Source organism: Paenibacillus sp. OK076, from assembly GCF_900110055.1.
Taxonomy (GTDB): Bacteria; Bacillota; Bacilli; order Paenibacillales; family Paenibacillaceae; genus Paenibacillus.
The window spans coordinates 531,916-553,987 of sequence record NZ_FOCH01000002.1; the positions used below are offsets into that span (position 1 = coordinate 531,916).

Consider the following 22,072-nt stretch of genomic DNA (forward strand, 5'->3'; position numbering starts at 1 on the left):
TGGAGGCGCAGAACGCTATGGCATTGCTGACATTGGATCGCGTATCGGTGGCTTACGATAACCAGACGATCCTGAAGGATTTTCAATTGGAGCTGGAAAAAGGTAAGCTGCTCTCCCTGCTCGGACCGAGCGGTTGCGGTAAAACAACTACGCTGCGCCTCATCGCCGGATTCCTGGAAGCAACACAGGGCAAGTTTATGTTCGGCGGCAAGGATTACACGAAGGTTCCGGTAAACAAGCGGAATTTTGGATTTGTATTTCAGAGTTATGCGTTGTTCCCGCATCTGTCTGTCTATGACAACGTGGCCTTCGGCCTGCGGATGCGCAAGGTAAAAGATAAGGATATTTCTTCACGTGTAATGCGCATCCTTGAAGTGGTGAACCTGAACGGCTTCGAGAAACGCTTCCCGCAGGAACTGTCGGGTGGACAGCGTCAGCGTGTGGCGATTGCCCGCGCACTCGTCATTGAACCGGATTTGCTGTTGTTCGATGAACCACTCAGTAACCTGGATGCCAACCTGCGGCTGAACATGCGGGTGGAGATCCGCCGGATTCAGCAGGAGCTGGGCATCACGACGCTGTATGTCTCTCATGATCAGGAGGAGTGCTTCTCCATCTCGGATCAGGTAGCGATTATGAACAAAGGCGTAGTCGAGCAGCTCGACCGTCCGGAAACCATTTTTAAATACCCGGCCACGGAATTTGTAGCCCAATTTATCGGCTTCCACAATTTTATTGAATTCGCAGAGCGCAGTGATGCAGGAGAGGTGATCACGCTGAAAGCGGGTGGTCGTTTGTTCACGGCAACAGCGCATCCCGGAACAGCACGTCCCGGTGCACGCAAAGGTGCGATTCGCCCGGATGATCTGATGGTTAGTGGAGATACCTCCGGGGACATGGCAAATGCTTTGCCAGGGATTATCAAAGTAAGCACGTACCTTGGACGCAGTTATCAGTACGTCATTGAGACAGAACTTGGCGACTTCACAGCCAATCAGGAGATGGAGACACCTTATCTCAGCGGACAGCGGGTTAATCTGATTTTCCCGCAGGATAAACTTGTCCTTGTGGAATAGCAGCAGGAAGCAGAAGCAGCAAAAGAGGCATTTTATCAGCTGAATCCAGAGCATTAAGGCAAGTTGTAAATGCTGCTCTGGATCGCTGTAAAATGCTCATGAAGAAGGAGATTATGCCCCATGCGTGCAGATCAACTAATTAAGAATGTACATGTGTATAACAGTTATTATAAACGATTCGAAATGAACAACGTGGCTGTACTGGACGGTAGATTTATGTATGTTGGTCCAGGCGGACCGGAGATGATTGAAGCCGATGAAGTGATTGATGCACGCGGACGTTACATGATTCCGGGCCTTATTGATATTCATCTGCACATTGAGAGTACGATGGTGACACCGACAACCTTTTCCCATGGCCTGATCCGCTGCGGAGTAACGTCCATTGTGGCGGAACCGCATGAGATGGCCAATGTGTTTGGGCTGGAAGGTGTGCAGGAGATGATGTCTGCAAGTCGTGAGACAACGGTGGACATGTTCTACGCTATCCCAAGCTCCGTTCCGGCGACACCGATGGAAACAACAGGTGGTTCAATCGAAATCGAAGACATGGATGTGCTGCTCGCTACTGGAGAGATCATCTGTCTCGGTGAGATCATGAACTATGTGGACGTCATCCGTGATCCGGAATGCAAGACCAATCAGATTCTCCAGCATATTCGCAAAAACTATCCAGATCTTGTGATCGAAGGTCATACACCGAAATTGCTTGGGCTTGATCTGCACCGACTGATCTATGCGGGCATCGATTCGGATCATACACATCAGAGCATTGAGGGCTTGCAGGCGCGAATTGCGGCCGGTATGTTCATTGAAATTCAGGAAAAATCGATGACGCCAGAAGTCATGGAATACCTGATCCAGCATGATGTCGCTCAGCATTTCTGCTTCGTAACGGACGATGTTATGCCGGATTCGCTGGTGGAACGGGGACATCTGGATCATATCATGCGTAAGGCCATTCGGATGGGTATGCGCCCGGAAGATGCGATTTACGCTGCAACCTCAACCCCTGCATCCCGGATGAAAATGACCGATCGCGGTAGCATTGCCCCAGGCAAAGTGGCGGACTATGTGCTGCTGTCCAACTTAGATACACTTGCAGTAGAGCAGGTATACAAAAATGGCCGTAAAGCTTATGACGACTACGAACCGTACAAGCAGGACCGAATTAGTGGACAGTTCCCACCTCACTTTTACAAGAGCGTACAATTGGATCTGCTGGGAGCCGAGGATTTTGCAATCCGTTTGTCTGATCCGAAGGTGAATGGGCAAAGTGTAGCATCAGACTCAGACGCACAGTTATCTGAAAATGGTTTAAACAACTGCCGGGTTATGATGGTGAAGGATGGTTCAACCTTTGTGGAAGAGCATATTGCACAGGTCCAGGCTGCGAATGGTGAACTGCTCTGGGAAGAGAGCGAATATGGACAGATTGCGACCTTTGAACGTTATGGAGTGAATGGTAATCGGGCACATGGATTGATTGGTGGAGACACGATCAAGCGAGGTGCCATTGCGACAACATATTCACATGATAACCACAACCTATTGGTCGTAGGGCGCAATCGTGAAGATATGATCTTGGCAGCTAACACGGTGATTTCGAGTCAGGGTGGGTTCTGTGTGGTGGAAGACGGGAAAGTGTTGTCCCATCTCGAACTTCCTGTGGGTGGCATTTTGACGGAGGAACCGCTGGCGGTGGTGTCACACCAAGTAAAAGAACTCCGTGCAGCGATGTTGTCTCTTGGTTACGTGCACTATAACCCGATCATGTCCATCAGTACCCATTCCCTTGCGGTAAGTCCGGCTCTGAAAATTACCGATCACGGCCTGATTGATGTGAATGCAGGCAAGGTTGTTCCGTTGATACTTTAATTCGAATACACACATTTTGTGATGTATCTCCAATTAGATTGTTGATCGTGAATTAATGTTAAATTAAAAAATTGGTGACACCCCATCTCACTATCATCATGTTGTGAGACGGGGTGTTTTTTTTGTGCAGGATCAAACAGAGAGGAATTGGAAGTGATTCATTATTTGGACGAAGCAAATGAATACATATATAGTAAGAAGAGAATGTTCGGAGCCAACGCCAGGAGGATAAGTAGCATTTATGAAAAAATTAAATAAAACAAAAGCCATCTTTTTCGATGTAGACGATACCCTGTATGACCACTTGCAACCGTTGAAAGGAGCACTACAGGAGGTTCTTGGTTTATCAGATGATTTTCCGTATGATCAGGCATACCATCGCTTCCGTTATTATAGCGACTGGCTGTCTGCCCAAGAAGACTTGTCTGCTGTACCCGAACCGGAAGCGGTGGAACGGATGCGACATCGCAGATTTGAGCTGACTATGGCGGAATTTGGATATCACCTACAACAGGGGCAGGCTGAAGAACTGCAAGTACAGTATTTGAGTAGACAGTTTCAGATTCAGCCCTTTGATGGAGTATATGAACTTATCCGAAGACTTCTTGCAGAAGGGCATAGGGTAGGATTAATCACCAACGGAGAAGGAAAACATCAGCAGCGGAAGCTCGAAGCGCTGGATGTATTCAGCCTTATTCCCAAGGAACGGATCTTCATATCGGGTACCCTTGGTTACGCCAAGCCGGATCGCAGATTATTTGAGCATGTAAGCAGGCAGACGGGATCGGATTCCGGTTCCAGTTATTACATCGGCGATTCCTGGCGCAATGATGTTGTCGGTGCAGTGGATGCCGGATGGAAAGTGATCTGGTTCAACCATCGTGGTGCTTTGCCAGAATCAGAGCATCAGCCACATCATGTAGCGCGCAGTTATGAAGAGGTAAGCCGTATCCTTACATCCGAGTTGATTCAACAATAAAGCGTACGCTATGTGCGTTGGTGCAGTCCTGACCCTCCATGAGGATTAGGGCTGTTTTTTGTTATATACGACGTGAGGATTGTTATTGTACAAAGGTGAAAATCGAGGTATAGATACTGTGTGTAAAGGTGTTTAAAATGGTCTTCCTACCCAAGCCAAACATGAAGCGTAGCTTCATGGAATCTTCATTCGAAAGAGTAGGCTAAAGCCTTCACAAAGGATAAGGGCAGTGTTATAATTAAAACAAGATTTAGATTAAGTCTAAATTAAATAAATGGAACCAAGTTAAATTACGTTATCAAAATCAAAACTATATCGTATTCGAGAGGGGATAAATTCCATGAGCACAATCCAAACTAGAAATAATACTTTTGCAAACCATGTCACTGAACTTCAAGAGGTCCTGAACCGCCAGATCGCAGGTTGGTCTGTACTGTACACCAAACTGCACCACTTCCACTGGTATGTGAAAGGTCCTCATTTCTTCACACTGCATGCCAAATTCGAAGAGTTGTATAACTTGGCTACGGCGAATATGGACGAAGCCGCAGAACGTTTGTTGGCCATTGGTGGACGTCCGGTCGCAACGATGGCTGAGCAACTGCGGTTGTCACCTGTTAAGGAAGCACAGGGACAGTTGTCGGCTGAAGGAATGGTAGAAACCGTAGTTGCTGATCTGCAAGCGATGGTGGGTGTAATTAACCAGGGTATTCAAGCAGCAGGCGAAGCTGAGGATCATGCGACCGAAGATATGCTGATTGGATTTACTGCTGCATTGGATAAAGAGGTCTGGATGTTAAACGCATTTCTGGGCAAATAAGCAAAGTTAGCATGCATCCTGAACAAACGATATGTAGAGTCCGTGAACAAAGTGCCCGTTCGCTTACAAATCCGGTGTGCTTGCCGTATAATGATGGCATTCAAGATGTATAGATTGGTGGAGTGAATAATGCGGACAGACCTGGATGAACTGCGGGAAGAAGCTGAACGGTTTATATATAGATGTTATGAAGAGCTGGGCCATTCGCGTGAAGACGCGCAGGCCCGGCTTGTTGCCGTTTTGAACGAGATTGAGCACACAGGCACATATGTGCATACTGCGGATGAATTGGAGCATGGCTGTAAAATGGCATGGCGGAACAGCAATCGCTGCATCGGGCGGCTATTCTGGGATAAACTGCGCATCGTTGATGCACGTCATGCAGATACGGTTGGAACGGCAGCGGATGCTGTGATGACGCACATCAGAGCGGCCTCCAACAAAGGGAAGATTATTCCCATGATTACGATCCTTCCACCTGATGGACCGAATGGAGCCCCCGTGCGAATCTGGAATCACCAGTTGATCCGTTATGCCGGATATGAGACGACGGAAGGCATTGTAGGTGACCCTGCATCCGTTGAGCTCACGAAGACAGCAATGTCGCTTGGCTGGCAGGGGGAAGGTACGCCTTATGATGTGCTTCCATTGATTATCCAGGCTCAGGGACAAGCTCCCGAGTGGTATCCTGTGCCCGAGGAAGACATCGTGGAAGTGAGGATTGAACATCCGGAACGTCCAGAAATTGCCGAACTGGGCATGCGCTGGTACGGTGTGCCGATGATTGCCGATATGCGGCTGGAGATTGGTGGCATATCCTATCCGGCAGCACCATTCAACGGCTGGTATATGGGGACTGAGATTGGCGCACGCAATCTGGCGGATACGTTTCGGTATAATAAACTACCAGCGGTAGCGGCAGCACTTGGTCTGAATACGTCGAGTGAAACGACACTTTGGAAGGATCGGGCTCTGGTAGAGCTGAATGTAGCTGTGCTTCATTCGTTCAAGAAGGCAGGCGTCAGCATTGTGGATCATCACACGGCGGCAGCGCAATTTGCTCTGTTTGAGCAGCGAGAAGAGAAGGCCGGGCGTGAACTGACAGGTGATTGGGTCTGGCTGATTCCGCCGGTGTCTCCGGCAACGACGCATATTTTCCACAGTTCCTATCGCAATGAGATTGTGAAGCCTAACTTTTTCTATGGAGATCATTCCTACACACTGGATACAGAGAAAACGGAAGCTGAACGGATGGACGGGGGAAAACAACAACCTGAGGGGGATCATCAGCCCCAGCCTGAGAATTCACCAATGAAATGCCCGTTTGCACACTGAGGTGCGAGCGGTTTTTTTTTTTTTTGCTGTTTTTTCATCAAAGCACAGGCTCTAAAATAGGAAATAAAGCTGAATATTCTTTCTCTATATGGAAATTAATTGAACTTCTATAATGAGGGTCATGACTTAGTATAGGAGGGTTAGCTATGGGCTATATTGAATCGCTTCGAGAAATGGTTGGCAATGCACCGGTTATTCTGGTGAGACCGAGTATTTTGATTTTGAATAAATCGGGTAAAATTTTGTTGGTTCGACATGTGGATCATACCTGGGGAGTACCGGGTGGATTTATGGAGTTGGGCGAATCGGTGGAAGAGTCGGCGAGACGAGAGGTCAAAGAAGAAATTGGAATACAGATCAAGAAACTTGAGCTATACGGCGTCTTTTCGGGGAAAGAGTTATATACGAAATTAAGAAACGGACATGAATATTATAATGTGGTCATTGGTTATATTTGCACGGAGTTTGAAGGCGAGCTGAAGCCCGATGGAGTGGAAGTTCTAGAAGCAAAGTTTTACAAGCCGACGGAATTGCCTGAGAACACAGACCCTTATTTGAAAAGTAAAATCGAAGATAATGCACTACATATCGCAGCGCTATTGGGTAAAAAATGATTGGAGGCTGCCCACTGATGTGGGCAGTCTTGTGCGTCTACACTCGTTTCGATCTGTAACGGCTGCGCATCACAGCCTGAACGGCAATGGCAGCAGCAATCAGAAGCAGATTGAACACAAACACGGTATACAGCGATCCACGCTCTACAAGCAGAGCAGCCACCAGAGGGGATACGATGGAACCGATCTCTGCCGCAGAGACAATTTTGCCTATGACGGAGCTCCTACCCTCGTCCGGGATATGATCCCCGATATGAGCAAAGAACGAATCCATGTAACATGCACCGCCTACGCCGCCGATCAGCATGCCCACGTAAACCAGCACATACGAAGATGTGCTCATAAAAACGACCACTTCGATGCCAATCATCAGCATGCCAAACATGCAGAGCAGCAGACGATCACCCATCCGATCAGACAGGTAACCGGCTACCGGAGCAGCCGCGAGTGTAGAGATACCAACGACGGTAAAGGCAAGACTGATCGCAAACGGGTCCCAGTGCATGATATGAGCCGCATACAACGCAAAATAAGTCAGAAACACGGCATAAGCGCTCATCTCCAGGAAATGAACCGTACCGTAGCCAATCAGTTGCTGCCGCCGGGTAAGTCCGGTGGACGGTTCAGGAGTGATTGGGCTAAGAGTAGTGTTTACTGGAGAAACTGTATAGTCGGCAGGCGTTTGCGTTGGTTTAGCATCCGTTGGAGACTTGCTTAAGTCGTGGCCGTCCGCCACATTTTCAGATACAGGATTGGGCTTTGCTGCTGTCTTCATCCCCATTGCTGCAACCACAGCCATCAGGCAGCACACGGTAACGAGTAAAAAAGGCACCGATAAAGGCCAATGCAATGAGATCCAACCGCTGATGACTGGACCCAGCACCATGCCCCCGCCTTCACTGCTGCTGATATAACCGTTGTACAGCCCCCGGTTGTCGACGTTCCCCTCATCCCCAATGATGGAACGTACGACGACCGTAAGTCCGGTAGAAGCGAGCCCTTGCAGCAGCCGCAGCAGGCCGAATACTAACGCGGCAGAAGATACCGCGAAACCGCCCATACAAACAGCGAGCAGCAGCAGCATGGCAATAAGTGCCCGCTTGCCCCCAATTTTCCGATAGAGTGCCGCAGCGGGCACCCCGCCAATCACTTTGCCCACATAAAAGAGTGCAAAAATAACCCCCATCATCCAGCCGGACAGGCCGAATTCCTCAATAAACAGAGGGAACAGAGGCAGGATCATGAAACCGCCCATCTGACTCAGAAAACAAATGATCATCAGCAAAGGCAGGTTACGGCGGATATCCACCAACAGGCCTCCTCTCACATGACTTGATCCGAAATCCTCATGAAATCGCTCTACATGGATGCGTAGATATCGACATATACCCGTAATGTATGCTGTATTTGTGAGAATAAGAAGAAATAACACATGGCGTTTACATCAAAACCATTGCGGATATAGCTGAATCATATATAATAGATGGGATTTGTAATGAAGCATGCATGAAAAGAAGTGTACAGGCTCAACGTATACCTCAAGTTTAAAGGGGGCGAAATGAAGCATGTCAGAACAACAACCGATTATCCGGTTCGACCGGGTGACCCAGCAATACGATCAGGATGAAGCCGTATTGAAGGAAGTCAGCTTCGAGATTGAGCGGGGTAAATTTTATACGCTACTCGGCCCGTCAGGCTGCGGGAAAACAACGATATTGCGCCTGATCGCCGGCTTTGCGGAGCCGACACAGGGCAGTATTTATTTTAACGGTGCACTGATTAACCAAGTGCCGGCTCACCAGCGGCAGGTGAATACTGTATTTCAGGATTACGCGTTATTTCCACATTTGAACGTATTTGAGAACGTAGCTTTTGGTTTGCGGATCAAAAAAATGAAAACCGCTGAAATTCGCGGCAAAGTGCTGGAAGCACTCAAGTTCGTCAATCTCTCCGGTTATGAAAACCGTGAAATTGGCGAGATGTCCGGCGGACAACGGCAGCGTGTCGCCATTGCGCGGGCGATTGTGAATGAACCCGAGATTTTGCTGCTGGACGAGCCGCTCTCGGCGCTCGATCTGAAGCTGCGGACCGAAATGCAGTATGAACTGCGTGAGCTGCAACAACGGCTCGGCATTACGTTTATTTTTGTCACGCATGATCAGGAAGAAGCCTTGGCGATGTCGGATGAGATCTTTGTCCTGAACGGCGGCGTCATTCAACAAAGCGGTACACCGAATGATATCTATGATGAGCCGATCAACCGTTTTGTGGCGGACTTTATTGGTGAATCGAACATTGTATCCGGCAAAATGAAGCAGGACTTTGTGGTGGAATTCGCTGGCGCAGAGTACGAATGTGTCGATCAGGGTTTGCAGCGGGACGAGCCTGTGGAGATTGTGATTCGTCCAGAGGATATGGAGATTACAACCGAGGAGCAGGGCAAGATGCAGGTCAACGTGGACTCTCAGCTGTTCCGTGGGGTGCACTACGAGATATCCACATACGATGATGCGGGTAATGAGTGGTTGGTGCATTCCACCAAGAAAGCCGTCGTAGGCGCTCGGATTGGACTGTATTTTGACCCGGAAGCCATTCACGTCATGCGCTTTAACGAGACGGAAGAAGAGTTCGATAAACGTCTGGAAGCCTACCAAGAGGCCGTTCATGCAGACTAAGGCGAGTACACGCAATGCGTATCTGATTCCATATGTATTATGGATGGTGTTGTTTGTAGTTGCTCCGGTTCTGCTGGTGGTGTATTACTCGTTCTTCGATGTGGAGGGCCATTTCACGTTGGGTAACTACGCTCGGTTCTTTACACCTGTGTACATGCAGATGACCCTGAGCTCGTTCTGGTATGCATTTCTGATCACAGTGTTCTCGCTGTTGGTCTCGTATCCGACGGCGTATTTACTGACTCGTACAAAGCACAAGCAGCTGTGGCTGCTGCTTATTATTTTGCCAAGCTGGATCAATCTGTTGTTAAAAGCGTACGCCTTTATCGGCCTGTTCGGCACGTATGGCTTGACCAATTCCCTGCTTGAAGTGGTGGGCATTGGCACACAACAGATTTTGTTCACCGATTTTAGCTTTATCTTTGTCTCGGTGTACATCTTCATTCCGTTTATGATCCTGCCGATCTTCAACGCGCTGGAAGAGATGAATCCGTCGCTGATCTATGCAGCACGGGATCTCGGGGCATCGTCATGGCTGACGTTCCGCCGGGTTATCTTCCCGTTGACGCTCAGCGGAGTGAAATCCGGCTGTCAGGCCGTATTTATTCCGGCGCTATCCTTGTTCATGATTACCCGCCTTATTGCGGGGAACCGGGTAATTACGCTGGGAACAGCGATTGAGCAGCATTTTCTCGTCACCCAGGACTGGGGGATGGGTTCGACCATTGCCGTCTTTTTGATTATTGCGATGGCGATCATTATGTTCCTGACCGGATCAGGCAAGAAGGAGGTGCGTAATGGGAAGAAACGGAAAGCTGTCTAACGTCTATCTGGCCGTTGTATTCGCCATCCTGTACGCACCGATTGCGTATCTGATCTTCTATTCCTTCAACAGTGGCGGTCATATGCGCGGCTTCGAAGGATTTACATTGGAATGGTACAGGGAAGTATTTGCCGATACCCGGCTGCTGATCATTGTACTCAATACGTTTATTATTGCGCTCTTGTCCTCGGCGATCTCGACGATGCTTGGTGTGGCAGGGGCACTGGCGATCTATCATGTGCGGCGCAAACGGACCAAGAATACGCTGTTGTCACTCAATAACGTGCTGATCGTTAGTCCGGATGTCATCATCGGTGCGTCCTTTCTGATTCTGTTCACCATGATTGGCATCAAGCTCGGATTCACTTCGGTATTATTGTCACATATCGCATTCAGCGTGCCGATTGTCGTCATTATGGTACTGCCAAAGCTTCAGGAGATGAGCCCGACCTTAATGGATGCGGCACGCGATCTGGGTGCTGGATCATGGCAGATCCTGACTCGTGTGGTGCTTCCATACGTTAAACCAGGCATTTTTGCCGGATTCTTCATGGCTTTGACGTACTCGCTGGATGACTTCGCGGTAACATTCTTTGTCACGGGTAACGGATACTCCACGCTCTCTGTGGAGATTTACTCTAGAGCAAGGCAGGGCGTGTCACTGTCCATCAATGCGCTGTCGACCCTGCTGTTCCTGCTGACAGTGCTGCTGGTGGTTGGGTATTACTTCATTAACCGCCGTGCCGCGCGTACGCCTGCGGGAAGGGGGCTGCGTCCATGAAGCAACTGGTTCGGACATTTGCAATTGTATTTGTGGCTGCCTTTGCCTTGATGATTCTCGCTTCGTATCTGAACAAGAGTCAGGGATATTCCGGCGGCAACACGCTGACGATCTACAACTGGGGCGATTATATCGACCCCGATTTGCTGAAGGAATTTGAGCAAGAGACTGGCATCAAGGTGATCTACCAGACGTTTGATTCGAACGAAGCGATGTTAACCAAGATTGAGCAGGGCGGAACGACGTTTGATGTAGCGATTCCTTCCGAGTATGCGATTAGCAAAATGAAAGAGGAAAACCTGCTCATTCCGCTGGATCACAGCAAGCTGCCCAATCTGAGCAACATCGACTCCCGGTTCATGGACCTGTCCTTTGATGAGGGCAACAAGTACTCCATCCCTTACTTCTGGGGAACGGTGGGTATTGTGTACAATCCTGAACTGGTCGATGGGTTAACATTTGAGAGCTGGAACGACCTGTGGGATCCACGTTTGAAAAATCAAATCTTGCTGCTCGACGGTGCACGTGAAGTCATCGGTATGGGGCTGAACAGCCTCGGGTATTCGCTGAACGATACGAACGAAGATCATCTGCAGGAGGCTTTGAAGAAACTGTCCACCCTGACGCCTAACGTTAGAGCGATTGTCGGGGACGAGATCAAGATGCTGCTGGCAAACGAGGAAGCGGCTGTTGGACTTGTATGGTCGGGGGATGCGTCAGAAATTATGGATGAGAACGACAAGCTGGATTACGTGGTTCCGGAGGAAGGCTCAAACCTTTGGTTCGATAACATGGTTATTCCGAAGACTGCCAGTAATATTGAAGGCGCTCATCAGTTTATCAACTTCATGCTGGACCCGGATCATGCGGCTCGTAATGCTGAATATGTCGGGTACTCTACACCGAACGCCAAGGCATTGAAGCTGCTGCCAGAGGATATTTCCGAGGATGAGCGATTCTATCCAGATGAGACACTGACGGGTAAACTTGAGGTCTACGATAATCTGGGCAAAAAAATGCTCTCGCATTATAACGATTTGTTCCTCGAATTTAAAATGCATAGCAAGTAAGCGGTACGGCAAGGAAGGTGTTTGTCAAAATGCCAGATACATGGCTATATTTTGAACGGATAGACTGCCAACAAGTACCTGCATAGAGTCCCGGAAGTGACTGTTCTCTCGGCTCAAAGCGCTGACGAATCTACCGCACTTTATTGGGCTGATTTCCGAGGGTTACGAATGCTAACGAACTTCAGCGAAGCTATTTTCCATAAAACAGGTGTCAAACGGCAATAAACTGCTATTTACAAAGAATAGCGTCTCTCTGATTCGTTAAAACTCAAATGGGAGTAAATAATCACCAATAGCGTGTGTAAAGATCGTTAGAATAAATAGGGGTGCAGCTCGTCATTTCAATTGAATGACGAGCTGCACCCCTATATTTTTTTACCCTGCCTCAGAGCAAAAGCACATGTCAAATTTTTTTTCGTGTACACGTTAACGGAGGGGACAGAACAAACGAAGGAAGCGAAGCGTTCGCCTAAAAGCTTTCTGAAAGAAAGCTACTTCGAAAGCATACGCTTATCCCCGGATTTTCCCATTCTAGATGGGATTCAAAAAAATCTGGGGATAACAGCGATCCGAAGTTGTTCTGTCACCGCAGTGGTCAAGTGTAAACGACATAAGATTTACATGCGCTTTTTGCGACCCACAATGATCCATGCCCCGCCCATAATCAGCACAATGGCCACGAACGGCTGGACAAAGGACAGGCTGTTCAGCATCGTGCCAATCGACATCACGGAGAAGAATAACAATGAGATAACCGTCAGAATGTTGATCGGAATCAGCAACCATTTGTTACGGCCACCGAACCAATACAGTTCAAACAAACCTACTGCTACCGCAAGAATGAAGCCAGGCCACATCGTGCTCCAGTTACCGAAGAGCATGGCGATCTGGCTGACAATACCTGCCGTAAGCAAGATGCCACCGGGCACCAGCAATCCAATCCCTCGTCCAATCATGGAGAAATACAGCCAGTGGAAGAATAGCCCCAGTGGAATTACAAATAGGGTGGGCCAGAACGTGGCGAAGATTGTACCCGGACCAAGTGAACCTCCCTGGTTCAAAATCAGGTACACGCCGAGCAAAATAAGCACAGGCGCAAGGATGGTGCGTTTAGCCATGATATCTCTCCTTTTCAATACAAGATCAATTCCCGAACAATCATGGAGTATGTATTCTCGTTATTCACAGCATACCATGAACCGCAAATGGGTATCCTCGGTCTTTGGAGTTAAAGTGAACCTAGACTTTAGTCTAGGTTCAAAACATGTAATCCATATTCCCCTTAGAAGGATTGAAGTCGTAATTATTCAGCCACGGGCTGCATGGGCTGCTTGAGGCTCAAACGGTATTGCCCGGGCGTCTGTCCGGTCCACTTTTTGAAGGCATTCTGAAACGCGCTTTGCTCCGAAAAATGTAAGGCATACGCAATATCCCCCACGGAATAGGTTCCTTTCTGCAAATATCGCAATGCCATTTCCTTGCGTACCTGAACAGATATCTCATGAAACGTTGTATCTTCTTCACGCAATCTGCTCTGAAGTGTGCGAATGCTCACGCCCAGATACTCTGCGGTGTGTTGTAATGTGGGAAAGAAGGTTGGTAGGCTCTCCATCATCCACCGACTTACTTTGTCAGAGAATGATTGAGATGAATGAAGCTCATCTTTGCTTTCCTGAGCCATGGTTTCAAAGACCTTCAGCATTCTTGCATCCGAATATAATACGGGCTGATCCAGAATGTCTTTGTGCATTCGCAGGAGTGTACGGGTAGCCTCGAATCGCGGCTCTATTCCGAACATGCCAACATAAGGAGACAGATCGCCTGAAGCAGCAGGGGCTTGATGACTGTACCTCTTTTAACTCCACCCGGCGATTCGCCAGTTTGCTGATCAAATACACCATTGAGACAGCCATATCTTCCACACAATGACGGGACATCTGCTTCTCCGAATGTTGCAAAGACAATTGAAGGATCAAATCCGTTCCGGCTACTTCCCAATCGAGATTAAATCCACTATATAGAATGATGTTATATCGTTGATAAGCAGCGAGTGCATCTCCAATCGTCTTGGAATGCATCATGACGTAACCGGGAAGTCCCAGGTCCGCGAAGTCCAGCAGTTGTCCCTGGTTCAATCCAAAATACAGATCATCCGAGTATCTCGCAGCATACTGCATAATACGTTCTAACTCTTCAACTGGAATACGGGCTTCCGGATTCTGCATCATAGCAGGATCTAAGCTGACGTACTCGAAAAACGCTTCGGATTCGTACCCTTTGTTCACCAGCGTCTTCATAATCGGATACAACATGGAAATGGACACACCGTGATTATGGTTGTTCATGCTACCCCCTTTTGCGCGAATCAGCAATGTTTCGGCGCCGTTGATCATTTGTTTATGTATGCGTTCATTCTATGCTTGTGATATGCCAGCTTCTTCAGCCTTCATGAATATGATTATACAGGAGGAACAGATGTATGAAATCAAATATTCTGGTGATTAATGGCCATCCTGATCCGCAAAGTTACTGCAAAGCACTATCGGAAGCCTATGTACAAGGAGCACGGAAATCAGGCAGTTCTGTGGAACTGATCGACCTGAGCCATATTCAGTTTAATCTCAATCTTCAGTACGGCTACCGTCAGCGGACAGAATTGGAACCTGATTTGGTGAGAGCTCAGGAATTGATTCGATGGGCGGACCATCTGGTGTTTGTATATCCGACATGGTGGGGTGTGATGCCCGCTATTTTGAAAGGGTTTATTGATCGGGTATTTTTGCCTGGCTTCGCGATGAAAGATCGGGAGAACTCGCCTCTGTGGGACAAATTGCTGAAAGGAAGGTCTGCCCATATCATTGTGACCATGGACACACCACGCTTGTACAATCGATTCATTTACAGACATGCAGGGCACCGGGTCATGAAATCCAATGTTCTCAAATTCTGCGGGATCTCCCCAGTACGTGTAACTGAGGTTAGTCCAATTAAAGGCTCCACTGAGGCATTCCGTCTGAAATGGCTGAATAAAATGATGGAGATGGGCATGAAGCAGGGTGGCAGAAACATAGCCCGTGATAGTCAGTCAGTGAATTCCAACCAACAAGTTTAGCGCAAGCTTTAGCAGCCATGTAGTTTGCTATGTAAAGAAGCCCACTCCGCAAAGAGTGGGCCTTTTTATATTATGAAAACAGGGTAATACCCTATTTCACCGCATCCGAATGCTTCTTGCCCCAGCTGTTAACGCCATCATCTTCGATAATCGAGATGACTGCATCGGCGATGTCCGGATCTGTCATTAACTTTTCCTGGATACGGAACTTGATATCATCTGCATCGGCAAGACTCAGTCCTTTGGTCAGTTCAATCAGACCCTCGACGTGGTAATAACGACCTTCCTGAATAATGCGCATCATCTGGATATCTGCAACATGAGTGTCCGCCAGAATGGTCTGGGATACTTTATCCTCAACATCCTGTGGTGCTGCTACACCAATCAGTCCGATCATATTGTCATAACCAACACGGAAAGCGACAGCAATCATCAGACATCCAATGATCGTCGTCACGATTCCATCGAGCAATGCAAAGTTCGTCAGTGCAATGACAACGACAGAGATCAGAGCGAGTGTTGCACCGAGTACCGCTACAATATCTTCGTAAAATACAAGGCGTGTTGGCGGTGCGGCGCGTCCTACATTTTTGATCGCGGCAGGGAACAGGGCCAGGCCTGACGCCTTGGGCGCGCGTGCTTCGTGTAGAATCTCTTTCATCGCTTTGATCAAAATGGCTCCATCGATCACAATGTTAAGCACCAGCACGCCGATGTTAATCCAGATACCGCCAGAATGAGCAGCCGGATGCAGTAGTAGATGAATCCCTTCATGAATCGTTTCATACGCCATAATGGTAACAACGATAACGGCAATCATACAGAAAATGTTGATGACTCGCCCGAATCCGGTCGGAAAGCGGCGTGTAGGTTTTTTCTCGGACAACACACTCCCGACAAAGACAAACCCTTGGTTGATGGCATCGGCCAAAGAGTGCATCGCCGAGGCGAACATGGCGCCACTGCCACTGAATAGAAAGGCTCCTCCTTTGCACAGTGCAAGTACAGCATTTCCTGCCATCGCTACGGCCGAGGATGTGTTTCCCTTTTTGACGAGAGACATTAAGCTCTCAGACTTTGGTTGTTCAGCCACTTCGAATGTTCCTCCCAGAAAGATGTGATAGGTGTAGAAAGAGTATTCCTTAATTACAGCTTGGTCATTTCCACTAAATGTTATTATAGCTTGCTTTACAACTCCCAGCATTATGCAAAAAAGGTCATATCACTAAAAACACCCGTGCGAGTTCGCACGAGTGTCTGGTTATTTTTATATAAGGTGTTATATCAATCGATCAATCAAATTTCCAGCATGACAGGCTCAGGTTACCATACTGATAGGCTTTAAACAGGAGCGATGCCTTCTTGTTCTGATCTCCCGCACCCATGGCGAGCAGCAATGGTACAAAATGCTCTGGCGTAGGCACGGCTGCTTGGGCTGATGGTGCCAGTTTATCATATGCGAAGAGGGACGTCGTATCCCAGCTTACCAGCTTGTCTTGCAGCCAGTTGTCAAACGCCATCGCCCAAGGGTCAACGCCTGCGCTTTCCCAGTTTAACTGACGCAGGTTGTGTACCGTTCCTCCACTGCCAATGACGAGAACATCCTGCTCACGCAAAGTAGCCAGCGCTTGTCCTACCTGATATTGCTGTTCATTGGAAAGATAACGATTCACGGATAAAGCAACGACCGGAACGTCCGCATTCGGATAGAGTAGACGGAGGACGACCCATGCACCGTGGTCCAAACCACGAACGGAGTCACTTTCTACCGGAATACCAGCATCTGCGAACAGGCGCTGGATTTCCGCTGTTGTCTCTTCGCGTCCCTGAGCAGGATATTTGATCTGATACAGCTCGGGCTGGAAGCCGCCGAAATCATAGATGGTCTCGTAATTGGCTACTGAAGAAACCAATTGAGTTGTAGATTCCCAGTGAGCAGAGAACAATACGATCGCTTTGGGTTTCGGCAGTTCCTGTCCAAGTTGTTGCAGAAACTCAGTGTAGGCATTTTCCTCCAGTGCGAGTGATGGTGCACCGTGAGCGATAAACAGGGATGGCATCATTATGAATTCAGTCCTTTCGGGTCTTCGGCAGTCAGCTTGGCATCCGTCCGAAGCCATTGTTGAAATTGTTGATATAAGTCGGGGGTGACTTGGTGTCCACCGTGATATGGAACGTACGTAACGTTAGTGGTCTGTTCACGGAAAAAGCTGGCGTTATCTTCGCCAAGTTGCAGCGGGAAGAGATGATCCTGATCGCCATGCGATATAAATACTGATAACTCCAAGTTGGGCTGTATCTTGTATTCGTCTTTTACAAATTGCGGAATGTAACCACTCATGGCTACAATTCCCTTGATTGCATCACCCATGATCAGCGAAAGCGTCATCGCCATAATGGCTCCTTGACTGAATCCGGCGATGTAACGCCGTGCGGGATCAATGGCATATTTGGCGGAAAGGTCAACCATTAGCTGCTGCAGTCCCTGAACAGAGGCGTCGAACAACTCACGGACGGGATTGCCAATGCTTTTAATTTGAAAATAGGCGTAGCCGCTCCCCTGAACAATAGGCCCACGTACGGCGACGATAATAAAATCGGACTGAAGAGGCTCCATTAAACGAAGCATATCCTGTTCATCCGAACCCATACCATGCAGGGCAAAGATAACGGGATATTGTTGTTCTGTATTGTAATCGGAAGGAAGCCGAACCTCGTAAGTCATTGAATAATTCAATGCAAACACCACCTGATAAGAAATAGGTATAATCAAAATAAAGTTCACTAATATGAAATTAATATTCTTATATATGAACAAAATTTATCATGATTCCATTGTAGGGTCAATATTTTTTTTGTATTATGAAAATATGTTCCGTATACGAATTCTATAATGCTCGATAACGATGTATCAGGCGGATCGCCAAAGGAATCCACATATTACTCCCAAGGACGTGATAATTATGGTCAGCGGAATCGTACCTATTCTGAGGATATTTGATGAAGACAAGGCTAAAGAGTTCTACCTGGAATATCTAGGTTTTCGATTGGATTGGGAACATCGGTTTGAGCCAGATTTGCCGCTATATATGCAGGTATCTCTGGACTCCATTCAATTGCATCTATCCGGACATCATGGCGATTGTACACCTGGAGCGGCTTTACGAATAGAAACGGACGCGCTCGATCCATTATGTGAGGAGCTTAATCGGAAAAAGTACAAGCATTCCAGACCTGGCATTACCGACACGCCGTGGAATCTAAGGGAAATGACAGTGATTGATCCATTTGGCAACCGGATTGTTTTTTATGAACCTAACGCAGAATAAGATGAAGTAATGAATATTCAGTTCGGGATATACAGATCGGATATACAGATCAAAAAGGGGGAGATTGCAGCATGGATATTGGTCTAGCCATTCGTACGATCCGCAAACAAAAACAGATCACCATCATGCAATTGTGTGAGGGTACGGGGCTGTCCAAGGGATTTATCAGCAACGTGGAAAATAATAAAACATCACCGTCCATCGCGACACTCGAAAGTATCGCGGATTATCTGGAAGTGCCACTGCCATACTTGCTGCTGTCACCGGAGCAGCGGATGAACGTGGTGCGCAAGGATGAGCGCAAGGAGACGACTGCCGGAAGTGGGCAGATCAAAGTACAGCATCTAACGGCCAAGGGCGCCATGCGCATGTCCATTGTGGAGCTGCCAGCAGGTGCATCGACTGGAGTTAATAAGCACGCCGGAGAAGAGAGCCATCTGGTTCTGCAAGGCCGAATTCGCGCAGAGCAGTGTGAGGATGTAGAGATTCTGGAAGCGGGGGATTCATTCAGCTGGAATGCCATCGTTCCCCACGAAGTAACCAATATTGGGGATGAGCCGGCGGTAGTGCTGATCGCCGTGTCCAAGGAGTTGGATTTGGACCATTTGTGGAACGCATAAGAAGATGATAATTGAATGGAGAATGAGAGAAGTAACGCTGCATTAATCGTAAGGATAGAGAATCAGCGTAATGAATCGTATTCGGGACACGATGGCGGCTGCCGAATATGTAAAAGGCCGCCCAGAGGTTTCTCGGGCGGCCGGATGGCGACGGAGTGCATCATTAGAAATGGTTGCTTCCGTCATTCATTGTTCTCTATATATGGTATGACTGATCCTACCTACTGTGGATTAGTTGTCCAGATGCCTGCGGCTTTAACAAATACACGGTCCGACAGCTTGAGCGTCGCCAAAGCCAGTTCAGCTACGTCTTCTGCTTGCATCATACGGTCTTCGTCACCAACTTTGAGTCCGGCATTGGTTGCCAGCTCCGTGTTCACTGTACTTGGTGTTAACGCAGTAACCCGGATATTGGATTTGCGCACTTCCTGCATCAGGGATTCGGTCATGCCGAGCAGTGCGAATTTGGAAGCACAGTAAGCTGAGCCTGTAGCAAATCCACGCTCGCCTGCGGTGGAGGCGATGTTGATAATGCTGCCGCTGCTTTCCTTAATCATGCTTGGCAGTACAGCACGAGTTACATAGTATGTACCCATGACATTCACATGAAGAATACGTTCCCACTCTTCCGGGTCCATGTCCAGCAGTGTGCCGAAGCTTGCAATGCCTGCATTGTTGATCAGAATGTCGACTGCGCCAAGCTCCATCTCGATTGCAGCTACGGCTGCTTCAGCCTGCGTACGATCGGAAATGTCCGCTATGGCACTGGTTACTTTTACACCATATTCCTGGCTCAGCGATTGCTGGAGAGCCTCCAGATCGGAGGCCGTCCGAGCGATCAGTCCGAGATGTACACCTTCCTTGGCAAGTGCTTCAGCAATGGCACGGCCAATACCTTTACCGGCGCCAGTGATGACGGCCGTTTTATTTTTAAGTTCCATGTGGGTAACTCCTCCTTAGAATTGGACTAGCATTTAATTATACTATATTACCCACAGTTCGAATATTTGCTTCATCATGATTTATGAAGATTGTTTGATTTTGATGCTGCCTGAGGTAGTGCGAGCTTTGATGACATCCCGGCTTACCATGGGGGAATCAGGTATATTTACATCACCAGAAATGGCCTGTGCATCGTAAATGCCGTCAAAATCAGGCGCCGCCTGTATGGAAATATCTCCTGACTGTCCCGATACATCAATAGGACCGGAAACTTCCTGCTCAATCTTCACACTGCCGGAAGTGAACTTAACATTTGCTGCACCGTTCAATTGCGTAATATTGGTATCTCCCGACTGTACACTTCGGGTCACATCGCCATCAATGCCATTCAGCGTGAAACTTCCGGAAGTTTGTTTGACTTCCATATCTCCCGCAATTGCCGCTGCTTTAATGTCTCCTGAAGTTAGATCGAGTTGAATGGTTGGTACGGTAATATCCTGAAGGTGAATGCTTCCAGACGTATTATTAAGGTCCAAGGTATTGGCATGCAGACCCTTCAGATCCAGATCGCTGGAAGAAGAGGTGATATTAACTTCATCCAGCTGATGTCCTTCAGGTAGCGCAACTGTGATCGTTTGCTGCTGATTATTCCAATAAAGGGTGAAAAATTGCAAACGCAAACGCGCTTCCTGGTTTAACGTAAAGGTTCCATCCTTGATCGAAGCCTGTTTAAAACCTTCAATTACGGCCGGATCCCACTTTCCGTCGACTTCAATGTAGCCATTGGAATCCGGACTGACAACGAATTCAATATCTGCGCTTAAGTTGGCATTCATCATGATATTGTGCAGCTCATCATTTTTGAATTCCCAACGTTTGGAGTAAGGTTCTCTCTTGTCTCCGAACTGAACTCCGTAAATGGAGGTTCCGAGCAAACCGATGCCGATACATAGTATGGCTAAAGCGATCCATTTTTTGGTGCTCATGACTAGACATCATCCCCTTTCATCGTCTTTTGATTCCATCTTATATACTGAAGAGTGATTGACTTAAAGGATTTAAACACCGATTTTGTCGCAATGGCGAATAGAATGCCTATACCGAATACTCCAATCGAAACGAACAATTCAGAATACTCGAAATGGCCGAAATATAAGAAATCCACAGCAGCAGCAACCGGGGCTAATACCAGCAGCGATAAACTGGCAATGGTGAGCCATACCGACCACAGAGTCAATCCTAGCGGAATGGCCAATATGATGTTCAGGAAAAAAAGTCCGATGGCTGTGAAGAAGTTGCGTGCAGCTCGATTTCCCTTCTTTTGCTGTGAACGCATTTCTTCGAATGTTGGCGCATAGAACGGATCGGATCCAGGCGTATGTGCATCATACCGATCACCTAACGCTTCTTTGGCAATCTCGATCGGATGCCCCAGTTCCCGTGCAATCTCTTCTGCCGGTCTTCCTTCTCTTAATCCCATCTCAAAATGCTGTTCATAATCAGCGAGCAATTCGGCCCGTTCCAGCGGGTCCATCGGTCTTAGATGAATCTCCATTGCCTGCATGAATTGTTGTCTATTCATTGGGGGTACCTTCCTCTATAAGATTTGCGACATTGCGCACAAAACTATTCCATTCATTCGTGAGAGTCTTCATATAGTCCCGTCCGGTATCAGACAGTTTGTAATACTTACGTGGTGGGCCTTCACTGGATTCCTGCAGGTAAGTCGTACAATAGCCGTCATTGACCAACCTTCGCAAAAGGGGATACAGCGCACCTTCCGCCACTTCAATATGCTGGGATACAGCCTGAGCCAGTTCGTAGCCGTAACGATCCTGGCGGTTGATCAGCACGAGGACGCATAGTTCCAGCACCCCTTTTTTGAATTGAATATTAACATTCACTTGGGTTCCTCCTTGTTGCTCCCTATCCAATCACTAGTGTGTATTGTTCAGTAGTCGTGAATTCATCATAGCATCCGGTACTGTTTAATGCAAGGTAGTGATTTTAAAATAGTT

General features: G+C 47.9%; 25 protein-coding genes. 13 read left to right on the forward strand and 12 right to left on the reverse strand.

Features of this window, described 5'->3' with window-relative positions:
- Nucleotides 1-17: 17 nt before the first annotated feature.
- The 6 genes from BMY78_RS21195 (at nt 18) to BMY78_RS21220 (ending at nt 6,702) form a co-directional block, all read left to right on the forward strand.
- Nucleotides 18-1,076 (forward strand): ABC transporter ATP-binding protein, encoded by a 1,059-nt coding sequence (locus BMY78_RS21195; RefSeq protein ID WP_063567191.1) that lies wholly within the window; start codon nt 18-20, stop codon nt 1,074-1,076.
- 120 nt (nt 1,077-1,196) lie between these two features.
- Nucleotides 1,197-2,954 (forward strand): adenine deaminase, encoded by a 1,758-nt coding sequence (locus BMY78_RS21200; RefSeq protein ID WP_090903372.1) that lies wholly within the window; start codon nt 1,197-1,199, stop codon nt 2,952-2,954.
- Nucleotides 2,955-3,195: 241 nt separating this feature from the next.
- Nucleotides 3,196-3,933, forward strand: a complete 738-nt coding sequence (locus BMY78_RS21205) for an HAD family hydrolase (RefSeq protein WP_090903374.1) — start codon at nt 3,196-3,198, stop codon at nt 3,931-3,933.
- 340 nt (nt 3,934-4,273) lie between these two features.
- The gene (locus BMY78_RS21210; protein WP_090903376.1) at nt 4,274-4,753 is read left to right on the forward strand and encodes a Dps family protein; all 480 of its coding nucleotides are present in this window, start codon (nt 4,274-4,276) and stop codon (nt 4,751-4,753) included.
- Nucleotides 4,754-4,882: 129 nt separating this feature from the next.
- A complete protein-coding gene (locus tag BMY78_RS21215; protein WP_090903377.1) occupies nt 4,883-6,088 on the forward strand; it encodes a nitric oxide synthase oxygenase in 1,206 nt (401 codons plus the stop codon).
- A 146-nt stretch (nt 6,089-6,234) separates the two neighbouring features.
- The gene (locus tag BMY78_RS21220; RefSeq protein WP_090903379.1) at nt 6,235-6,702 is read left to right on the forward strand and encodes an NUDIX hydrolase; all 468 of its coding nucleotides are present in this window, start codon (nt 6,235-6,237) and stop codon (nt 6,700-6,702) included.
- Nucleotides 6,703-6,739: 37 nt separating this feature from the next.
- On the opposite strand, the gene BMY78_RS21225 is transcribed toward BMY78_RS21220, so the two are convergent.
- Entirely contained in the window at nt 6,740-8,011 is a 1,272-nt protein-coding gene (locus BMY78_RS21225) for an MFS transporter (protein ID WP_090903380.1), read from the reverse strand.
- A 256-nt stretch (nt 8,012-8,267) separates the two neighbouring features.
- Here BMY78_RS21225 and BMY78_RS21230 point away from each other — a divergent pair, with 256 nt between their 5' ends.
- The 4 genes from BMY78_RS21230 to BMY78_RS21245 are packed head-to-tail and all read left to right on the forward strand — an operon-like array spanning nt 8,268 to nt 12,051.
- A complete protein-coding gene (locus BMY78_RS21230; RefSeq protein WP_079695543.1) occupies nt 8,268-9,377 on the forward strand; it encodes an ABC transporter ATP-binding protein in 1,110 nt (369 codons plus the stop codon).
- Nucleotides 9,367-10,200 carry an ABC transporter permease gene (locus BMY78_RS21235; protein ID WP_090903382.1) on the forward strand — a complete coding sequence of 278 codons (834 nt, stop codon included), beginning with the start codon at nt 9,367-9,369 and terminating at the stop codon, nt 10,198-10,200. Before BMY78_RS21230 ends, BMY78_RS21235 begins: the two co-directional genes overlap by 11 nt.
- The gene (locus BMY78_RS21240; RefSeq protein WP_064641797.1) at nt 10,175-10,981 is read left to right on the forward strand and encodes an ABC transporter permease; all 807 of its coding nucleotides are present in this window, start codon (nt 10,175-10,177) and stop codon (nt 10,979-10,981) included. The genes BMY78_RS21235 and BMY78_RS21240 overlap by 26 nt, the downstream gene beginning before the upstream one ends.
- Nucleotides 10,978-12,051 carry an ABC transporter substrate-binding protein gene (locus tag BMY78_RS21245; protein WP_090903384.1) on the forward strand — a complete coding sequence of 358 codons (1,074 nt, stop codon included), beginning with the start codon at nt 10,978-10,980 and terminating at the stop codon, nt 12,049-12,051. The genes BMY78_RS21240 and BMY78_RS21245 overlap by 4 nt, the downstream gene beginning before the upstream one ends.
- A gap of 617 nt (nt 12,052-12,668) precedes the next feature.
- Here BMY78_RS21245 and BMY78_RS21250 read toward each other — a convergent pair.
- The 3 genes from BMY78_RS21250 to BMY78_RS33470 all read right to left on the reverse strand — a co-directional run bounded on the left by BMY78_RS21250 (nt 12,669) and on the right by BMY78_RS33470 (nt 14,396).
- Nucleotides 12,669-13,169 carry an NfeD family protein gene (locus BMY78_RS21250; RefSeq protein WP_076287481.1) on the reverse strand — a complete coding sequence of 167 codons (501 nt, stop codon included), beginning with the start codon at nt 13,167-13,169 and terminating at the stop codon, nt 12,669-12,671.
- A 185-nt stretch (nt 13,170-13,354) separates the two neighbouring features.
- Complete coding sequence (locus BMY78_RS33465; protein WP_256222246.1) at nt 13,355-13,753, reverse strand: helix-turn-helix transcriptional regulator; 399 nt, start codon at nt 13,751-13,753, stop codon at nt 13,355-13,357.
- Nucleotides 13,737-14,396 carry an AraC family transcriptional regulator ligand-binding domain-containing protein gene (locus BMY78_RS33470; RefSeq protein ID WP_256222247.1) on the reverse strand — a complete coding sequence of 220 codons (660 nt, stop codon included), beginning with the start codon at nt 14,394-14,396 and terminating at the stop codon, nt 13,737-13,739. The genes BMY78_RS33465 and BMY78_RS33470 overlap by 17 nt, the downstream gene beginning before the upstream one ends.
- Nucleotides 14,397-14,530: 134 nt before the next feature.
- Here BMY78_RS33470 and BMY78_RS21260 point away from each other — a divergent pair, with 134 nt between their 5' ends.
- Nucleotides 14,531-15,163 carry an NAD(P)H-dependent oxidoreductase gene (locus BMY78_RS21260; RefSeq protein WP_090903386.1) on the forward strand — a complete coding sequence of 211 codons (633 nt, stop codon included), beginning with the start codon at nt 14,531-14,533 and terminating at the stop codon, nt 15,161-15,163.
- A gap of 91 nt (nt 15,164-15,254) precedes the next feature.
- Here the strand turns inward: BMY78_RS21260 and BMY78_RS21265 are convergent, their stop codons facing one another.
- From BMY78_RS21265 to BMY78_RS21275, 3 genes are all read right to left on the reverse strand, one after another.
- Nucleotides 15,255-16,256 carry a cation diffusion facilitator family transporter gene (locus tag BMY78_RS21265; RefSeq protein ID WP_090903388.1) on the reverse strand — a complete coding sequence of 334 codons (1,002 nt, stop codon included), beginning with the start codon at nt 16,254-16,256 and terminating at the stop codon, nt 15,255-15,257.
- 199 nt (nt 16,257-16,455) lie between these two features.
- Nucleotides 16,456-17,226: a DODA-type extradiol aromatic ring-opening family dioxygenase gene (locus tag BMY78_RS21270; RefSeq protein WP_090903389.1), complete on the reverse strand. Its 771-nt coding sequence runs from the start codon at nt 17,224-17,226 to the stop codon at nt 16,456-16,458.
- Nucleotides 17,226-17,900, reverse strand: coding sequence for an alpha/beta hydrolase (locus tag BMY78_RS21275; protein WP_256222248.1), 675 nt, complete (start codon nt 17,898-17,900; stop codon nt 17,226-17,228). Before BMY78_RS21275 ends, BMY78_RS21270 begins: the two co-directional genes overlap by 1 nt.
- Nucleotides 17,901-18,126: 226 nt before the next feature.
- Between BMY78_RS21275 and BMY78_RS21280 the strand changes: the two genes are divergently transcribed.
- Together BMY78_RS21280 and BMY78_RS21285 are read left to right on the forward strand one after the other, a co-directional pair.
- Nucleotides 18,127-18,492 carry a glyoxalase superfamily protein gene (locus BMY78_RS21280; protein ID WP_090903391.1) on the forward strand — a complete coding sequence of 122 codons (366 nt, stop codon included), beginning with the start codon at nt 18,127-18,129 and terminating at the stop codon, nt 18,490-18,492.
- 71 nt (nt 18,493-18,563) lie between these two features.
- The gene (locus BMY78_RS21285; protein ID WP_090903392.1) at nt 18,564-19,112 is read left to right on the forward strand and encodes a helix-turn-helix domain-containing protein; all 549 of its coding nucleotides are present in this window, start codon (nt 18,564-18,566) and stop codon (nt 19,110-19,112) included.
- A gap of 42 nt (nt 19,113-19,154) precedes the next feature.
- Here BMY78_RS21285 and BMY78_RS32925 read toward each other — a convergent pair whose 3' ends face one another.
- From BMY78_RS32925 to BMY78_RS21305, 5 genes are all read right to left on the reverse strand, one after another.
- Nucleotides 19,155-19,298: a hypothetical protein gene (locus tag BMY78_RS32925; protein ID WP_177185830.1), complete on the reverse strand. Its 144-nt coding sequence runs from the start codon at nt 19,296-19,298 to the stop codon at nt 19,155-19,157.
- A 35-nt stretch (nt 19,299-19,333) separates the two neighbouring features.
- The gene (locus tag BMY78_RS21290) at nt 19,334-20,053 is read right to left on the reverse strand and encodes a 3-ketoacyl-ACP reductase (protein WP_090903393.1); all 720 of its coding nucleotides are present in this window, start codon (nt 20,051-20,053) and stop codon (nt 19,334-19,336) included.
- An 81-nt stretch (nt 20,054-20,134) separates the two neighbouring features.
- Nucleotides 20,135-21,040 carry a DUF4097 family beta strand repeat-containing protein gene (locus tag BMY78_RS21295; protein ID WP_090903394.1) on the reverse strand — a complete coding sequence of 302 codons (906 nt, stop codon included), beginning with the start codon at nt 21,038-21,040 and terminating at the stop codon, nt 20,135-20,137.
- 2 nt (nt 21,041-21,042) lie between these two features.
- Nucleotides 21,043-21,636: an HAAS signaling domain-containing protein gene (locus BMY78_RS21300; RefSeq protein WP_090903395.1), complete on the reverse strand. Its 594-nt coding sequence runs from the start codon at nt 21,634-21,636 to the stop codon at nt 21,043-21,045.
- A complete protein-coding gene (locus BMY78_RS21305; protein WP_076287486.1) occupies nt 21,629-21,958 on the reverse strand; it encodes a PadR family transcriptional regulator in 330 nt (109 codons plus the stop codon). The genes BMY78_RS21300 and BMY78_RS21305 overlap by 8 nt, the downstream gene beginning before the upstream one ends.
- Between the last annotated feature and the right edge of the window lie 114 nt (nt 21,959-22,072).

Bases quoted from the DNA above. Each gene is read 5' to 3' on its own strand.
- BMY78_RS21195 (WP_063567191.1), top strand. From the start codon at position 18: ATGGCATTGCTGACATTGGATCGCGTATCGGTGGCTTACGATAACCAG.
- BMY78_RS21200 (WP_090903372.1), top strand. From the start codon at position 1,197: ATGCGTGCAGATCAACTAATTAAGAATGTACATGTGTATAACAGTTAT.
- BMY78_RS21205 (WP_090903374.1), top strand. From the start codon at position 3,196: ATGAAAAAATTAAATAAAACAAAAGCCATCTTTTTCGATGTAGACGAT.
- BMY78_RS21210 (WP_090903376.1), top strand. From the start codon at position 4,274: ATGAGCACAATCCAAACTAGAAATAATACTTTTGCAAACCATGTCACT.
- BMY78_RS21215 (WP_090903377.1), top strand. From the start codon at position 4,883: ATGCGGACAGACCTGGATGAACTGCGGGAAGAAGCTGAACGGTTTATA.
- BMY78_RS21220 (WP_090903379.1), top strand. From the start codon at position 6,235: ATGGGCTATATTGAATCGCTTCGAGAAATGGTTGGCAATGCACCGGTT.
- BMY78_RS21230 (WP_079695543.1), top strand. From the start codon at position 8,268: ATGTCAGAACAACAACCGATTATCCGGTTCGACCGGGTGACCCAGCAA.
- BMY78_RS21235 (WP_090903382.1), top strand. From the start codon at position 9,367: ATGCAGACTAAGGCGAGTACACGCAATGCGTATCTGATTCCATATGTA.
- BMY78_RS21240 (WP_064641797.1), top strand. From the start codon at position 10,175: ATGGGAAGAAACGGAAAGCTGTCTAACGTCTATCTGGCCGTTGTATTC.
- BMY78_RS21245 (WP_090903384.1), top strand. From the start codon at position 10,978: ATGAAGCAACTGGTTCGGACATTTGCAATTGTATTTGTGGCTGCCTTT.
- BMY78_RS21250 (WP_076287481.1), bottom strand. From the start codon at position 13,169: ATGGCTAAACGCACCATCCTTGCGCCTGTGCTTATTTTGCTCGGCGTG.
- BMY78_RS33465 (WP_256222246.1), bottom strand. From the start codon at position 13,753: ATGCTGAAGGTCTTTGAAACCATGGCTCAGGAAAGCAAAGATGAGCTT.
- BMY78_RS33470 (WP_256222247.1), bottom strand. From the start codon at position 14,396: ATGAACAACCATAATCACGGTGTGTCCATTTCCATGTTGTATCCGATT.
- BMY78_RS21260 (WP_090903386.1), top strand. From the start codon at position 14,531: ATGAAATCAAATATTCTGGTGATTAATGGCCATCCTGATCCGCAAAGT.
- BMY78_RS21270 (WP_090903389.1), bottom strand. From the start codon at position 17,226: ATGATGCCATCCCTGTTTATCGCTCACGGTGCACCATCACTCGCACTG.
- BMY78_RS21280 (WP_090903391.1), top strand. From the start codon at position 18,127: ATGGTCAGCGGAATCGTACCTATTCTGAGGATATTTGATGAAGACAAG.
- BMY78_RS21285 (WP_090903392.1), top strand. From the start codon at position 18,564: ATGGATATTGGTCTAGCCATTCGTACGATCCGCAAACAAAAACAGATC.
- BMY78_RS32925 (WP_177185830.1), bottom strand. From the start codon at position 19,298: ATGACGGAAGCAACCATTTCTAATGATGCACTCCGTCGCCATCCGGCC.
- BMY78_RS21290 (WP_090903393.1), bottom strand. From the start codon at position 20,053: ATGGAACTTAAAAATAAAACGGCCGTCATCACTGGCGCCGGTAAAGGT.
- BMY78_RS21295 (WP_090903394.1), bottom strand. From the start codon at position 21,040: ATGAGCACCAAAAAATGGATCGCTTTAGCCATACTATGTATCGGCATC.
- BMY78_RS21300 (WP_090903395.1), bottom strand. From the start codon at position 21,636: ATGAATAGACAACAATTCATGCAGGCAATGGAGATTCATCTAAGACCG.